Source organism: Corallococcus macrosporus DSM 14697 (assembly GCF_002305895.1).
Classification (GTDB): domain Bacteria; phylum Myxococcota; class Myxococcia; order Myxococcales; family Myxococcaceae; genus Myxococcus; species Myxococcus macrosporus.
In genome coordinates, this window is the sequence record NZ_CP022203.1 from 2794288 (window position 1) to 2809458 (window position 15171).

Sequence of the window (15171 nt, forward strand, 5' to 3'; positions counted from 1 at the left end):
CGCGCCACTTGAGCCCCGCGCCCCGCCGTGTAGGGTGCCGCTCAGGCCGATGACCTCCCTTCCCCCGCCCGAGTCCCTTCGCTGCATCAACGCCGACTCCCGCGAGCCCGCGGGCTACCGCGCCGCCCTGGGCGACACCCGCGCCGCGCTCCTCCACACGGACCCGCCGTACTGCCTGCTCACCCGGCGGCGCAAGGGCGGCGACCTGCGGGACACGCGCGCGCACAAGAAGATTGACCAGAACCCCATCGTCCGCTTCGAGACGGTGCGCGACTACCGCGCCTTCTCCGAGGCCTGGCTGTCGCGCGCCACCGCGCACCTGACGCCGGACGCGCCGCTCATCATCTGGACGAACCTGCTGGGCAAGGAGCCCATCCTCACCGCGGCGCGCGGGCTGGGCTACCCGCACCTGCGCGGCGAGTATGTCTGGGGCAAGCGCACCACCGACAAGAACGCCAACGAGCAGTTGCTGCGCGTCTACGAAGTGGCCCTGGTGATTGCCCGTACGCCCGCGCCGCCGCTGGCGCCGGGGGATCTGCCCACCGTCTGGGCCGTGGTGGGCGGCTATGACGACGACGCGGAGGCGAAGCGCTGGGGCGGCCACCCGCACCACAAGCCCTTCTCCGTCCTGGAGCCGCTGGTGCGCACGTACAGCCGCCCGGGGGACACGGTGCTGGACCCCTTCGCGGGCAGCGGCTCCATGCCGTCCGCAGCGCTGCGGCTGGGCCGGCGGCCCGCGTGCCTGGAAGTCGAGCCGGAGTGGGCCGAGCGCGTCACCCACCGCCTGCGGGAGACGGCCCGCGAGGAGGCTCAGCGCGCCAGCGCCCGGTAGAGGCGCGTGTCCGCCCACGCGGGGATGTCCGTGGGCCGGTGGCCCCACCAGTTCATCACCAGCGTGCGCCGCTGCCGCGCGCGTCCGGGCAGCTTCCCGTCCGGAATCTGGTTCTCCGCGTCCAGCACGCCGTGCGTCAGCGTGCCGTCGAACACCACCAGCCGGTTGGGCCGGGGCGTCACCAGGTCCGCGGTGTCCAGCCGCGAGGGGGCCAGCGAGGGGTTGGCCGCGTCGGGCTTCTCCTTCGTCACCACCAGCGCGCCGCCGCGCACCCGGTTGAGGAAGAGCACGGAGGAGATGCGCGGGTGCACCAGCTCACCGGTGCGCCGCGCCAGCTTCTCGTCGCGGTCCTGGTGGAAGTCCACGCGCACGTCCGTCGGCTCCATGCGCGACAGCCACCACTCCACGCCCGCCACGCGGCGCCTGCCGGCGATGTGCGGGCGCAGCGTGAGGATGATGTCCTCCACCACGTTGGCCGCCGGGCCGAAGTCGTACCAGAAGGTCGTCTGGTAGGTCTGACGCAAACGCTCGGTGCCCACGAGCGCCAGGCGCCGCAGCAGGCGGCGGAAGAGCAGGGGGGGCACGGCGTTCTCGGTGAGTCGAACGAGGGTTTCCACGAGGGGGACAGCATGCCATCTTCGCCTACCGCCCGGTGGCGCGGACCATTCTCCTCCGGCGAGGAGGGCTCGGAGTCTTGATGAAGGCGCACCAGAAGATGCTCATTGGCATTGCCTCCGGCGCGGTGGCGGGCCTCGTGGCCAACCTCGTCGCGGGCGGCGCGCCCTGGCTGACCTTCGTCGTGGACAACGTGGCCTCCCCCATCGGGCAGATCTTCATCCGCCTGCTGCTGATGCTCGTGGTGCCGCTGCTGTTCTCCGCCATCGTCGTGGCGGTGGCGGAGCTGGACCTCAAGCAGGTGGGGCGGCTGGGCGCTCGCACGCTGGGCTACACCGTCGTCCTGTCCTCCATCTCCGTCCTCATCGGCCTGGTGCTGGTCAACACGCTGGAGCCCGGCGCGGGCGTCAGCGAAGAGGCGCGCGCGCAGGCCCAGGGCGGGATGACCATCCAGGCAGCCGCCGCGCCAGGGGCGTCCTCGTTCGGCGCGGTGCTGGTCTCCATGGTGCCCACCAACCCCATCAAGGCCGCGGGGGACGGGGACTTCATCGGCCTCATCGTCTTCTCGCTCATCTTCGGCATGGGCGTGGCGCTCACCCCCAGCGAGCCCGTGCAGCGCCTGCGTGAAACCCTCCAGGGCCTCTACGACGTGATGATGAAGCTCATCGACGGCGTGCTGAGCCTGGCGCCCTTCGGCGTGGCCGCGCTGCTGTTCGCCATGACGGCGCGGCTGGGCTTCGGCATCTTCGCGCAGCTCGCCTCCTACATCGTCACGGTGCTGCTGGCGCTGGGCATCCACATGTTCATCGTCTACTCGCTGTCGGTGCGCCTCCTGGGCGGGCGCAGCCCCATCGAGTTCTTCCGCGGCAGCCGGCTGGCCATCGTCACCGCGTTCTCCACGTCCTCCTCCAGCGCCACGCTGCCCACCGCGCTCAAGGTGGCGGAGGAGAACCTCAAGCTGCCGCGCAACGTGTCGCGCTTCGTGCTCACCGCCGGCTCGGCGATGAACCAGAACGGCACCGCGCTCTTCGAGGGCGTCACGGTGCTCTTCCTCGCCCAGGTCTACGGCGTGCCGCTCAGCCTGTCCGACCAGGCGCTCATCATGTTCATCTGCATCCTGGCGGGCATCGGCACCGCGGGCGTGCCGGCGGGCTCCATCCCCGTCATCGCCATGATCCTGGGCATGTTCAAGATTCCGGTGGAGGGCCTGGGCCTCATCCTGGGCGTGGACCGCTTCCTGGACATGTGCCGCACCACGCTCAACGTCACCGGCGACCTGGCCGCCGCCGTCTACGTGGCGCGCGGTGAACCGGTCGACAGCCCGGCTGAAGAGGGAGCCGTGGACCCCTCCACCTCCTGACGCGGGGCATTTCCCGCCGCACCTTCCTCGCAGCACCCGCAGTCCCCACGCAGTCATCGGCAAGGAGCCCCGCATGAGGGTCGCCAAGGATTCCGTCGTCTCGCTCGAATACCGGCTGCACCTGGGAGACGGCCAGGTCATCGACCAGAGCGCGCCCGACCAGCCGCTCGCCTATCTGCACGGGCACCGGCAGATTGTCCCGGGGCTCGAAGGCGCCCTGGAGGGCATGGACCCGGGGGAGAGCAAGCAGGTGGTCGTGGCGCCCGGCCAGGGCTACGGCGAGCACGACCCCGCGGGGGTGCGCACCGTGCCGCGCGGCATGCTGCCGCCCGGCTTCTCGCCCCAGCCCGGCCAGACGCTGATGGCGCAGACGGACCAGGGCGACATCCCGCTGCGCATCCAGGAGGTGCGCGATGACGGCGTGGTGGTGGACCTCAACCACCCGCTGGCCGGCAAGACGCTGCACTTCGACGTCACCGTGAAGGGCGTGCGCACCGCCACGTCGGAGGAACTGACGCACGGCCACGTCCACGGGCCGGGCGGGCACGACCACGGCTGACGGGTCGCCCTGACGCGGCGCGGCCACCCACCTGGATGGCCCGCCCGCCATCACGTGGCGCTCGCGAGGCGGTATGGGGGTGAACTATCTTCGCCGCCCCCATGAGCCAGTCCCCCTCCCAGACGCCCAGTCCCAGCGGCCTCCGCATCCCACCCACCGACGCACCTGGTGAAGCGGGGGCCTCCGCGGCCCAGGACCCGGAGCGTTACTGGCTGGAGCACGTCTACCAGGGCGGCGCGCGCCAGCTCACCGTGCGCGCCGTCATCGCCGGCATGGCGATTGGCGCGGTGATGTGCCTGTCCAACCTGTACGTCATCCTCAAGACGGGCTGGAGCCTGGGCGTCACCATCACCGCCTGCATCCTCGCCTTCGCGGTGTTCGGCACGCTGCGCTCCATCCGGGTGCTGAAGGAGGAGTTCACCGACCTGGAGAACAACGCCATGGGCTCGGTGGCCTCGGCCGCCGGCTACATGACGGGCGGCGGCAACATGGCCGCCGTGCCCGCGCTGCTGATGCTGACGGGCACGCTGCCGTCCTCCGGCTGGCTGATGGTGTGGTTCGCCGTCATCTCCGCGCTGGGCGTCTTCGCCGCCATCCCCATCAAGCGCCAGCTCATCAACGTGGAGGCGCTGCCGTTCCCCACCGGCACGGCCACCGCGGAGACCATCCGCGCGCTCCACGGCCACGGCGAGGTGGCCCGCCGCAAGTCGACGCTGCTGGGCCTGGCGGGCGCGGTCGGCGCGCTGCTCGTGGCCCTGCGCGACGCGCGCTTCACGTGGCTGACCAACATCCCGGAGAAGGTGAGCCTGCCCTTCTCCATGCTGGGGAAGAAGGCGTCGGCGTGGTCGCTGTCCTTCGAGTTCAGCCTGCTGCTGGTGGGCGCGGGCGCGCTGGTGAGCTTCCGCACCGGCTGGTCCATGCTGCTGGGCGCGGTGCTCACCTACGGCTTCCTGGCGCCGGCCATGGTGAGCCAGGGCGCCATCACCGAGGTGACCTACCGCTCCATCAACAGCTGGATGGTGTGGACGGGCTCGGCGGTGCTGGTGTCCTCGGGCCTGCTCTCCTTCGCCTTCCAGTGGCGCAGCGTGGCGCGCTCCTTCAAGTCGCTGACCGGCCTGTTCAAGGGGAAGAACGCGAAGGAGGAGGAGGCGGACCCGCTGGCCGGCATCGAGTGCCCGCCCGCGTGGTTCCCCCTGGGCTTCGCGATTCTGGGCCCGGTGGCCGTGTTCCTCATGGCCTACCTGTTCCAGATTCCGTGGTGGGCGGGCGTGCTGGCCATGCCGCTGGCCGTCGTCATGGGCGTCATCGCCAGCCGGGTGACGGGCGAGACGGACACCACGCCCACCAAGGCGCTGGGCCCCGTCACGCAGCTCATCTTCGGCGGCCTGGCGCCGGGCAACATCCCCGCCAACGTGATGAGCGCCAACGCCACGGGCGGCGTGGGGCTCCACTCGGCGGACCTGCTGACGGACCTCAAGTCCGGGTGGTTGCTGGGCGCCAACCCGCGCCAGCAGTTCGTCGCGCAGCTCTTCGGCGTGGTGGCGGGCGCGGCGGTGGTGGTGCCCGTGTTCAAGATTCTCGTACCGGACGCCAGCGTGCTGGGCTCCGAGGAGTTCCCCGCGCCCGCCTCCATGGTGTGGGCCGGCGTGTCCAAGCTGCTGGCCACGGGCGTGGCCGCGCTGCCGCACTCGGCGCGGGTGGGCGCGCTGTGCGGCGCCCTGCTGGGCATCTTCCTGGTGCTGCTGGAGCGCTGGGCCCCGGCGAAGGCGAAGGCCTACGTGCCGTCCCCCGCGGGCTTCGGGCTGGCCATCGTGATTCCGGGCTCCAGCTCCATCGCCTTCTTCCTGGGCTCCGCCATCGCCGCGCTGCTGCGCCGCGCGAAGCCGAAGCTGGCGGAGGACACGGTGCTGCCGGTGTCCTCCGGCTTCATCGCGGGAGAGAGCCTGCTGGGCATCGCCATTGCCATGGCGAAGGCCTTCGGGGTGATGCCCAAGTAGGCAAGGGCGCGGCGGGGCGCTTCGCTTCAGTCCACGCGGAAGGTGGAGAACGAAGCGCCCGCGATGAAGCGGAAGGTGGGCGTGTCCATGCCGGCGCCCACGCCGGGCCCGCCCAGCACGTACAGGTCCAGCCAGGACAGCGCGTGCTTGCGGATGGCGATGAGCAGCTCGGCGCTGGTGCGGCCGCCCTGGAGCGGGATGCCCGCCACCAGGCTCACTTCACCGCGCGTGCTCTCACCGGCCCGGGACGTCACCGTGGCCCCCAGCCGCAGCTCGTTGCCGATGACGTCCTCCGCGTGGCCGGACACGCTGACCAGCTCCTGCTTCTTGCGCAGCAGCACGCCCGCCTCACCGCCCAGCTGCCACGTTTCCGCGAGGAAGCCCACCTGGAGTCGGGGGTGCACGGCGTAGTCGTCACGTGCGAGCAGGGAGGCGCTGCCCATGGGCAACGCGGCGGTGACGTCCGCCGCCAGCTGGAAGCCGAAGTCCGGGCGCACCAGCGCCGCGCGCATACCCAGCCACGGCGTCCCCAGGCCCGAGCCCTCGGGCGGGTCGAAGTCGAGGTGACGGGAGCCGCCCTGGCTGACGATGAAGGGCACCTCCGCGGCCACCTGGAGCCACGGCAGCACGCCGTAGGCGGCCGTCAGGTCCATGGTGAAGCGGTTCTCCACCAGGCCGCTGCCGCTGCCCGGCTCCCAGCGCCGCTGGAAGTGGAAGGGGAGCTGCTCGTAGTGCCCCTGGACGGACATCCGCAGCGCGCCCTGGGGGAGCGTGCGGCCCGTGCCCACCATCAGCGAGCCCAGCGCCGCCGGATCCAGCTCCAGCCGCTGGAGGTTGAAGGAGGGGAGCGAGCGGCCCTGGGCCCGCGTTTCCGCGGGGCCCAGACACAGGGCCAGGGACGACAACACAGCGACAAGCGTGAGCGCAGGCCGGGACGGCAAGACGACGCCTCCAATGAAACACGACGTGAATGCGACGGCCCCGAGGTCCCGCAGCAGTCGCATGCGCGCCAGTTCCGTGCAAGCGCGGCCCGGCAACCCTTGCGTCCAGCAAGTATTGGGATTCCAAACAAAGCACGGGCTTGACGGGCCCGCGGTCCGGATTCTCCCTGTGTTTCCATGAAGTCTCATTCCCAGACAGGGCTGGGAATGGACAGACGCCTGCCCGTCAGGCGCCGGCGGCGGCCAGGTCCTGCAGCTCCTGCCAGCGCGCGTAGAGCCGGTCCACCTCGGCGGCGGCGGCGTCCAGCGCCTTCTGCACCTCCGCCACCTTGGGGCCGTTGCTGTACACGGCGGGGTCGGCGAGCTCGGCCTCCAGCGCGGCCTTGCGCGACTCGGCGGCCTCGATGGTGGCCTCCATGCCGTCCAGCTCGCGCTGGTCCTTGTAGGAGAGCTTCCCGGGCTTGCGCGCGGCCTTGGCGGGCGCGGGCTCGTCCGGCTTGGGGGCCGGCTTTGGAGCGGCGGGGGACGCGGCCTTGGCGTCCGACTGCTCCTTCAGCCGCCGGTACATGGCGTAGTTGCCCTCGTAGCGGGTGACGCGGCCCTCACCTTCGAAGGTGAGGATGCTGGTGGCCACCTTGTCCAGGAAGTACCGGTCGTGCGTGACGAGCAGGGTGCTGCCGCCGAAGTCCAGCAGCAGCCGCTCCAGGATGTTGAGGGTGACGATGTCCAGGTCGTTGGTGGGCTCGTCCAGCACCAGCACGTTGGCGCCCTCCAGGAACAGGCGCGCCAGCAGCAGCCGGTTGCGCTCGCCGCCCGACAGGGCCTTCACCTTCATGCGCTGCATGGGCACGGGGAAGAGCAGGTCGTCCAGGTAGTCGCGCAGGGCAATCTTCTGCTCGCCCAGCTCCACCCAGTCCTCGCCCTGCGAGGCCGCGTCGTACACGGTGGCCTCCAGGTCCAACTGCGCCCGGCTCTGGTCGTAGTAGGCCACCTTCGTGTTCTTCCCGATGACGAGCTGGCCGCCGTCGGGCTCCAGCTCGCCCAGCAGCACGCGCAGGAAGGTCGTCTTGCCCACGCCATTGGGGCCCACCAGGCCCACGCGCTCGCCGCGCTGGAGGCGGAAGTCCACGCCGTCCAGCACCTTGCGGTCGCCGAAGGCCTTCGTCACGCCCTCCGCTTCAATCACGGTGTGGCCCAGCCGGGGCGCCGCCGCCACGCGCAGCTCCGCCACCTTGGGGCGCTGGAAGCCCTTCTCTGCCATCAGCTTCTGCGCGCGCTCGATGCGCGCCTTGCTCTTGGTGCGGCGGGCCTCCGGGCCCTTGCGCAGCCAGGCCACCTCCTGGGCAATCCAGCGCTCGCGCTTGTGCTGCGCCAGCGCGGCGTTCTCCTGCGCCACCAGCTTCTGCTCCACGTAGGCCTGGTAGTTGCCGGGGTAGGACGTCACGCCCTCACCGGGCTGGATTTCGACGATGCGGTCCACCAGCCCGTCCAGGAAGTACCGGTCGTGGGTGACGAGCAGCAGCGCCCCGGGCAGCTTGTCCAGCTCCTCCTCCAGCCAGTCCACGGTGTCCGCGTCCAGGTGGTTGGTGGGCTCGTCCAGCAGCAGCAGGTCCGGCCGCGTCAGCAGGGCGCGGGCAATGGCCACGCGCTTGCGCAGGCCACCGGAGAGCTGCGCCACCGGCCGCTCCCAGTCCTTCACGCCCAGCCTGTCCAGCAGCGTCTTCGCGTGGTGCTCGGTGTCCCAGCCGCCCATCTGCTCGATGCGGTCGCTGAGCGCGGAGAACTGCGTCATCAGCTTCTCCTGCTCCCCGGCCGGGGCGGACTCCATCCGCTTCGCCAGCTCCGCGTGGGCGGCCAGGGCCTCCTTCAGCGGCCCCTGGGACACCGACAGCTCCGAGGCCACCGTGGCGCCCTCGGGGAACTCCGGCTCCTGGGGCAGGTAGGTGACGCGGGCGCCGCGGCGGAGCTGCAGCTCGCCGGTGTCCGCGCGGGCGGCGCCGGCCAATATCTTCATCAGCGACGACTTGCCGGAGCCGTTGACGCCCACCAGGCCCACGCGCTCGCCCTCCTCGATGGTGAAGGTGAGGCCCTGGAAGACGGTGCGGCTTCCGAAGCTGAGCTGGACGTTGGCGGCACGGAGCAGCGTCACGGGATTGGACTCCTGAAAAGGCGAAAGGCGCCCCTCGATGAAGAGGGACGCCTTCCTTACCGCCAGTGGGTGGCGGATGCGCGGACTACTTGCGCGCGGCCTGCTCCGCGGCCAGCTTCTCCTTGTACGCCGCCATCAGGGCCTCGGACTCGTTCCGGGGCACCGGCGTGTAGCGGGAGAACTCCATCGTGTACTCGCCCTTGCCCTGGGTGGCGGAGCGCAGGTCCGTGGAGTAGCCGAACATCGTGTTCAGCGGCACCTCGGCCACCGCCGTGACGTAGCCCTCGGCCGTCTCGGTGGAGAGGATGGTGCCGCGGCGCTGGTTGAGCTGACCGACGACGGAGCCCTGGAAGTCCTCGGGCGCCTGGACCTCCACCTTCATCATCGGCTCGAGGATGATGGGCTTGGCGGCGGCGTAGCCCTCACGGAAGCCCATGATGGCGGCCGTCTTGAACGCCATTTCGGACGAGTCGACCGCGTGGAAGGCGCCGTCGTTGATGACCACGCGCACGCCCACGACGGGGAAGCCGATGAGGCTGCCCTTCTTCACGGCCTCGGTGAAGCCCTTGTCGCAGGCCGGGATGAACTCGCGGGGGATGGCGCCGCCCACGATGTCGTCCACGAACTCGTACTGCTGCACCGCGTCCGAGGGCAGCGGCTCCAGGTAGCCGCACACGCGGGCGAACTGGCCGGAGCCACCCGTCTGCTTCTTGTGCGTGTACGCGAACTCGCCCTTCTGGCTGATGGTCTCCCGGTACGCCACCTGCGGCTTGCCGGCCTGGACCTCGCAGTTGTACTCGCGCTTCATGCGCTCGATGTAGATCTCCAGGTGGAGCTCACCCATGCCGCGGATGATGGTCTGCCCGGACTCCTCGTCACGGTGCACGCGGAAGGTGGGGTCCTCCTTGGTGAACCGGTTCAGCGCCTTGGAGAAGTTGGCCAGCGCGGAGCGGTCCTTGGGGGCCACGGCGAGCGAAATCACGGCGTCCGGCACGTGCATGGACGTCATCGTGTAGTTCACGGTGCCGTCGGTGAACGTGTCGCCGGACGCGCACTCGATGCCGAACAGCGCAACGATGTCACCGGCGGTGGCGTCGTTGATGTCGTTCATCTGGCTGGAGTGCATGCGGACGATGCGCGGAACCTTGACCTTCTTCTGGTTCGACTGGTTGATGATGAAGTCACCCTTCGAAACGCGGCCCTGGTAGATGCGCATGTACGTCAGCTGCCCGTAGCGGCCGTCTTCCAGCTTGAACGCCAGGCCGACGAAGGGCTTCTCCGGGTCGGACTCGAGGACGACCTTCGCCTCGTTGTTCTTCTGGTCCAGCGCCTCGTTCGTCGCCTCCTTGGGGTTCGGGAGGTACGAGCAGACGGCGTCCAGGAGCAGCTGCACGCCCTTGTTCTTGTACGCGGAGCCGCACATGACCGGCGTCATCTTCAGGCCGATGGTGGCCCGGCGGATGGCGGCGACCAGCAGCTCGTTGGAGATGGGCTCGTCGGCGAGGAACAGCTCGCCGAGCTGGTCGTCGACCTCGGCCACGCCTTCGATCATCTGCTGGCGGCGCGTCTTGGCCTCCTCGACCAGCTCCGCCGGAATCTCCTCCTCGCGGACGGTCTCCCCGCTCTCGCCGTCGAAGTAGAACGCCTTCATCTTGATGAGGTCGACCAGGCCCTTGAGCCGGTCCTCGGCGCCGATGGGCAGCTGGAGCTTCACCGGGTGGTGGTTCAGCTTCTCCTTCAGCTGCGCGGCCACGCGGTCATAGTTCGCGCCGGCGCGGTCCATCTTGTTGACGAACGCGATGCGCGGGACGCGGTAGCGCTTCATCTGGCGGTCCACGGTGATGGACTGCGACTGCACGCCGGCCACCGAGCAGAGGACCAGGATGGCGCCATCGAGCACGCGGAGCGAGCGCTCCACCTCGATGGTGAAGTCCACGTGCCCCGGGGTGTCGATGAGGTTGATGTTGTGGTCGCCCCACATCGCGAACGTGGCGGCGGACTGGATGGTGATGCCCTTCTCACGCTCCAGGTCCATCGAGTCCATGATCGCGCCCACGCCGTCCTTGCCGCGGACCTCGTGGATCTCGTGAATCCGACCCGTGTAGAACAGGATGCGCTCGGAGAGCGTCGTCTTGCCCGAGTCGATGTGGGCGGAGATACCGATGTTTCGAATCTTCTCGATGGGTGCGTTGGCGGCCACGATCCGGTCCTTCTTTTCTTGAAAGTGCCTGACGGAACAGAGCAGGCGGGGCCTCTACTTCCCACAGGACGTAGTTTCCAGCCAAATCCGCATGGAGGTTGACCCACCTGGGCCTACCTCCGCCTACTCTGCGCCGTTTTCAGTTGGGGTTTCTAACGATGAGCGCGACGAAAAACTTCTCCCTGGCCCGAGCCTGGCTGGACGCTTTCAACGCCTACGACGTGGACGCGCTGGTGGCGTTGTACGCCGAGGACGCCACCCACACCTCGCCAAAAATCCGGGGACTGCACCCGGAGACAGGCGGGCGGCTGGTGGGGCGGCAGGCCTTGTCTGCCTGGTGGAAGGCGGCCAACGCCCGGCTGCCGGGGCTGCGGTATGAGCTGGTGGCCCTCACGGCGGACGAGGACCGCGTGTTCATGGAGTACCTGCGCCACGCGCCGGGAGAGGCGCCCATGCCGGTGGCGGAGGTCTTCGAGGTGCGCGACGGCCGGATTGTCGCCTCGCGCGTGTACCACGGCTGAAGTCCCCCCACGTGCCGGGAAGTGGGCTAGCGTGCCCGGCCATGGCGAAGAACTCGAACCCCAGCGCCTTCGAGCGGGACTTCGGTTACCTGATGCCGTTCCTGGACCGCGTGGCGGCGGCCGCGGCCGATCTGGAGGATGCGTCCTCCCGCGCCGAGCTCACCCGGCTGATGGTGGAGGAGAGGGCGCGCTGGCAGCGCATCCAGGAGCTGCTCGGCGGGGCGCAAGGCCGAGGCGCCCCCGCACCCACGCCGGCACCGGAAGCGCCCGCCGAGGCCCCCCGGCTGGCGCGGGGCTCGGCGGACGACCTGCACGAGGCGGTCCCCTTCGCCACGGGCCTCACGGTGGGGAGCCTCAGGGGCAACCGCTGAGCTGGTCCAGCGCGTCGAAGGTGGCCGCCTTGTAGGCCTCCGACAGCGTCGGGTAGTTGAAGCACGTCTCCACGAAGAGCCGGGCGCTGGCGCCGGTGAGCAGGGCCGTGAGGCCCACGTGCACCAGCTCGGAGGCCTGGGGCCCCAGGACGTGCACGCCCAGCAGCTTGAGGCTCTCCCGGTGGAAGAGGAGCTTCAGCAGGCCGTGGGTGTCACCCAGAATCTGTCCGCGCGGGTTGGTGGCGAAGGCGGCGCGGCCGGCCACGTAGGGCACGTTCAGCTTGCGCAGGGCCTCCTCCGTCTCACCGGCCATGGACACCTCGGGGATGGTGTAGATGCCGTAGGGCAGCACCGGCGCCATGGTGCGCACCCCGCCCAGGCTGAACGCGTGCTCCACCGCGATGCGCGCCTGGTCCATGGAGGTGGAGGCCAGCGCCGGGAAGCCGATGACGTCCCCCACGGCGTAGAGGTGGGGCAGGGCCGTCTGGTACGTGGGGCCCACCTCCACCTGGCCGCGCGGGCCCACCTTCACGCCCAGGGCCTCCAGGCCCAGGCCCGCGGTGTTCGCGGTGCGGCCGGAGGCGACCAGGACCTGGTCCGTCTCCAGCGCGGCGCCGGAGGACAGCCGCATCCGGATGGGCGTGTCCTCGTCCTGCGGCACCTCCACCTGCTCCACCACCTGCCCGAAGCGGAGCTGGATGCCGAGCGCCTCCATGCGCTGGCCCAGCAGCGCGGAGAACTCGTCGTCGAGGAAGGGCAGCAGCTCCGCGCGCGCCTCCACCAGCGTCACGGGGATGCCCATGGCGGCGAACATGCACGCGTACTCACAGCCGATGACGCCGCCGCCCACCACCACCAGCGAGCGCGGCAGCCTCTCGAGCTCCAGCACCTCGTCCGAGTCGTGGACGCGCGGGTCCTCGAAGGGGTACAGCGGCGGCCGGTACGGCGAGGAGCCGGTGGCCACCAGGATGATGTCGCCGCTGAGGCGCCGCTCCGGCGCGTCCTGGCGCCGCACGGCGATGGTGTTCGCGTCCACGAGCGCGCCGGTGCCCTGGATGATCTCCACCTTGTGGCGCTGGAGGTTGCGGGCGATGCGCTCGCGCTCGATGTCCTTCACGCGCCGTTCGCGGAAGAGGAAGTCGGAGACGGTGGCCTCGTGGCGCAGCGTCGTCTCCACGCTGTAGAGGCCCCGCGCCCGGTAGCCGGACAGGTGGAGCGCCGTCTCGCGCAGCGTCTTGGAGGGGAGGGTGCCGGTGTTCGCCGCGGTGCCGCCCAGCACGGGCTCCCTCTCCACCACCGCCACGCGCTTGCCCGCCAGCGCCGCCTGTACCGCGCCCCACTCACCCGCCGGGCCGGAGCCAATCACCACCAGGTCGAAGTCCGCCATGGAGGCGAAGGTACGCGAGCCCGCCAGTCGTTTGAAGACAATGCGAGCGGCTAGGGGGCCGAGGGCGCGCGCCCTTCGTAGCGAAGCCCTTCGCGGACCTCGTCGTCCGTGAGCAGGCGGAAGGTGCCCTCGGGGATGCCTTCCAACGCCACGCCGCCCACGGCCTCGCGGTGCAGCGCGCGCACCGGCAGGCCCACGGCGCCGAGCATCCGCTTCACCTGGTGGTGCCGGCCCTCGGTGAGCGTCACCTCCACCGTGTGCTCGTCCCGCACGCGCACCTTCGCGGGGCGCGCGGGGCCATCATCCAGCGTCATGCCCCGGCGCAGGGGCTCCACCTTGTCGTCATCCGCGGTGCTGAAGACGGTGGCCACGTAGCGCTTGGGCAGGCGCGTGTCCGGGGACGTGGCGTGGGCCACCAGCTTGTCGTCGTTGGTGAAGAGCAAGAGGCCCGTGGAGTCCACGTCCAGGCGGCCCACGGCGTGCCACGTGTAGCCGGCCAGCTCCGGCGGGAGCTGCGGCAGCAGGGCCTCGAAGACGGTGCCAGTGCGGTGCTGCCGCTCGGTGGATGACAGCAGGCCCGCGGGCTTGTGGAAGGCCAGCACGCGCGTGGGCGGCGCCTCCAGGGACACGACGTGGCCGTCCACCTTCACGGTGGCGCCCGGCGGCACGGGCGTCAGCGCCATCTTCGCCACGCGGCCGTTGATGCTCACGCGGCCAGCGCGGATGGCGTCCTCCGCCTCCTTCTGGGGGAAGATGCCCGCGCGGGCCAGCGCGCGCGACAGCCAGTCCGGCTTCTCCTTGCCCTCCCAGCGTTTGTGCTGCTGCGGCGGCGGCTTCGGCTTGTCGGGCTTGCGAGGCATGGGCGCGGCACTGTACCCGGCCGGGCGCGCCTCGACAGCGGGAGTTGCGCGGGCGTGTCATTCGAAGGCGCCAGGAGCGGCCAGGGCCCCGTCCGGCCGGCTGCCCCGTGTCCGCGCTGCCTGTGCCGCGCTCCAGGACGGCGGGCGGAAACGCGCGCCGATGGTCACCTTCCGAAGAAGCTCGTCACTGGAAGGAGACCGCCATGCGCACCTGGATTCCCTACCTGACGCTCCTGCTCCCAGCGCTCGCCCAGGCGCAGATGCCCGCGCCCATTGGCCGGGAGCCCGGCGCGGGGCCGTCCACCTGGCTGTGGGTCCTCCTGCTCGTGGTGGCCGCCGCGGCCTTCGCCTGGGGCGCGCTGCGCATGGCGGGGCGGCGCAAGGGGCCGCCGTCAGGGCCCGGGGGCATTGGCGCGGGGCGAGAGACAGGGCTCCCCCGGAAGCCGCGCTCCGTCTAGGCCCTGGGCTGGCGCTTGCGCAGGCTGTGCAGCGCCGCCTGCCACAGGCGGGCCTCCTTCCGCGTCAGCCGTGAGCGCCGCAGCGGCGCGAACAAGTCCCTCACCGCGGTGCGGCCGGGCTGGGCGTCCACGAGGAAGCCCCCCGCCGTCAGGACGGCCTCCAGCGTGGACTCCACCTGCGCCAGCTCCGCGTCCGTGGCCGCCAGGGGCAGGGGGCCCGGAGGCGTGGCGGCGGCCTCCAGCAGGGCCACGCGGACCTCGTAGGCGTACAGCAGCACGGCCTGCGCCAGGTTGATGGAGGGCTGCTCGGGCGCGGTGGGCACGGCGGACAGGTCGTGCACGCGCTCCACCTCCGCGTTGGTGAGGCCGCTGCGCTCGTCACCGAAGACGAGCGCCACCGGGCCCTGGGGCGCCCGGGCCACCAGCTCCTCGCCCACCGCGCGCGGCGCCAGCCGGCGCTTGCCTTCGACCTTGCGCGAGCTGGTCCCCACCACCCAGACACAGTCCGCCACGGCCTCCTCCAGCGTGTCCGCGCGCCGCGCCGCGTCCAGCACGTCCCCGGCGTGGACGGCGAGTCTGCGGGCGGGCTCCAGGTCCTCCACCTCCGGGCGGACCCAGACCCAGTCGGACAGGCCGCAGTTCTTCAACGCCCGGGCCGCGGCGCCGAGGTTCTCCGCGTTGCGCGGGCGCATGAGGACGAATCGGACGGGCAGCACCATGCGCGCGGCACCTTAGCGCCTTCTCGCGTCACGAGGACCGCGATGGATGCCCCGCGCCGTCGCGGACTCCGCTAGCCTGGGGGCCTCGAATGCCTTCGCAGGCGCCCGGGAGGCACGGCCGGTGTGGCTCCTCGGACACCCTGCGGGTCCGCTGACGCGTGGGGGACGCGTCACAGCCGCGGGCGCCTGACCACAGCCCTCT

General features: G+C 70.9%; 14 protein-coding genes. 7 read left to right on the forward strand and 7 right to left on the reverse strand.

Annotated features, from left to right (window positions below):
• The first annotated feature begins 49 nt into the window (after nucleotides 1–49).
• Complete coding sequence (locus tag MYMAC_RS11895) at nucleotides 50–832, forward strand: DNA-methyltransferase (RefSeq protein ID WP_013938983.1); 783 nt, start codon at nucleotides 50–52, stop codon at nucleotides 830–832.
• Here the strand turns inward: MYMAC_RS11895 and MYMAC_RS11900 are convergent.
• Nucleotides 811–1449, reverse strand: coding sequence for a 2OG-Fe(II) oxygenase (locus tag MYMAC_RS11900; protein WP_095958185.1), 639 nt, complete (start codon nucleotides 1447–1449; stop codon nucleotides 811–813). The two genes, MYMAC_RS11895 and MYMAC_RS11900, sit on opposite strands and share 22 nt — an antisense overlap.
• An 80-nt stretch (nucleotides 1450–1529) precedes the next feature.
• On the opposite strand from MYMAC_RS11900, the gene MYMAC_RS11905 reads away from it, so the two are divergent.
• The 3 genes from MYMAC_RS11905 (at nucleotide 1530) to MYMAC_RS11915 (ending at nucleotide 5363) form a co-directional block, all read left to right on the forward strand.
• A complete protein-coding gene (locus tag MYMAC_RS11905; RefSeq protein WP_095958186.1) occupies nucleotides 1530–2807 on the forward strand; it encodes a dicarboxylate/amino acid:cation symporter in 1278 nt (425 codons plus the stop codon).
• Between the two features lie 73 nt (nucleotides 2808–2880).
• Entirely contained in the window at nucleotides 2881–3366 is a 486-nt protein-coding gene (locus MYMAC_RS11910; protein WP_095958187.1) for an FKBP-type peptidyl-prolyl cis-trans isomerase, read from the forward strand.
• A 101-nt stretch (nucleotides 3367–3467) separates the two neighbouring features.
• Nucleotides 3468–5363 carry an OPT family oligopeptide transporter gene (locus MYMAC_RS11915; RefSeq protein WP_095958188.1) on the forward strand — a complete coding sequence of 632 codons (1896 nt, stop codon included), beginning with the start codon at nucleotides 3468–3470 and terminating at the stop codon, nucleotides 5361–5363.
• Nucleotides 5364–5389: 26 nt separating this feature from the next.
• Here MYMAC_RS11915 and MYMAC_RS11920 read toward each other — a convergent pair whose 3' ends face one another.
• The 3 genes from MYMAC_RS11920 to fusA all read right to left on the reverse strand — a co-directional run bounded on the left by MYMAC_RS11920 (nucleotide 5390) and on the right by fusA (nucleotide 10653).
• Complete coding sequence (locus MYMAC_RS11920) at nucleotides 5390–6304, reverse strand: flagellar motor protein MotB (protein ID WP_239989497.1); 915 nt, start codon at nucleotides 6302–6304, stop codon at nucleotides 5390–5392.
• Nucleotides 6305–6530: 226 nt separating this feature from the next.
• Complete coding sequence (locus tag MYMAC_RS11925; RefSeq protein WP_095958190.1) at nucleotides 6531–8453, reverse strand: ABC-F family ATP-binding cassette domain-containing protein; 1923 nt, start codon at nucleotides 8451–8453, stop codon at nucleotides 6531–6533.
• A gap of 85 nt (nucleotides 8454–8538) precedes the next feature.
• Nucleotides 8539–10653, reverse strand: coding sequence for an elongation factor G (gene fusA / locus MYMAC_RS11930; protein WP_095958191.1), 2115 nt, complete (start codon nucleotides 10651–10653; stop codon nucleotides 8539–8541).
• A 158-nt stretch (nucleotides 10654–10811) separates the two neighbouring features.
• On the opposite strand from fusA, the gene MYMAC_RS11935 reads away from it, so the two are divergent.
• Both MYMAC_RS11935 and MYMAC_RS11940 read left to right on the forward strand, forming a co-directional pair.
• Nucleotides 10812–11174, forward strand: a complete 363-nt coding sequence (locus MYMAC_RS11935; RefSeq protein ID WP_013938991.1) for a nuclear transport factor 2 family protein — start codon at nucleotides 10812–10814, stop codon at nucleotides 11172–11174.
• Between the two features lie 41 nt (nucleotides 11175–11215).
• The gene (locus tag MYMAC_RS11940; RefSeq protein WP_095958192.1) at nucleotides 11216–11545 is read left to right on the forward strand and encodes a hypothetical protein; all 330 of its coding nucleotides are present in this window, start codon (nucleotides 11216–11218) and stop codon (nucleotides 11543–11545) included.
• On the opposite strand, the gene sthA is transcribed toward MYMAC_RS11940, so the two are convergent.
• A complete protein-coding gene (gene sthA / locus MYMAC_RS11945; protein ID WP_095958193.1) occupies nucleotides 11529–12932 on the reverse strand; it encodes a Si-specific NAD(P)(+) transhydrogenase in 1404 nt (467 codons plus the stop codon). The genes MYMAC_RS11940 and sthA overlap by 17 nt on opposite strands.
• Before the next feature lie 50 nt (nucleotides 12933–12982).
• Nucleotides 12983–13792 (reverse strand): pseudouridine synthase, encoded by an 810-nt coding sequence (locus MYMAC_RS11950; protein ID WP_095958194.1) that lies wholly within the window; start codon nucleotides 13790–13792, stop codon nucleotides 12983–12985.
• Nucleotides 13793–13995: 203 nt separating this feature from the next.
• Here MYMAC_RS11950 and MYMAC_RS11955 point away from each other — a divergent pair, with 203 nt between their 5' ends.
• Nucleotides 13996–14250 (forward strand): hypothetical protein, encoded by a 255-nt coding sequence (locus MYMAC_RS11955; RefSeq protein ID WP_095958195.1) that lies wholly within the window; start codon nucleotides 13996–13998, stop codon nucleotides 14248–14250.
• Here the strand turns inward: MYMAC_RS11955 and MYMAC_RS11960 are convergent.
• The gene (locus MYMAC_RS11960; protein ID WP_095958196.1) at nucleotides 14247–14969 is read right to left on the reverse strand and encodes an RNA methyltransferase; all 723 of its coding nucleotides are present in this window, start codon (nucleotides 14967–14969) and stop codon (nucleotides 14247–14249) included. The genes MYMAC_RS11955 and MYMAC_RS11960 overlap by 4 nt on opposite strands.
• Nucleotides 14970–15171 lie beyond the last annotated feature (202 nt).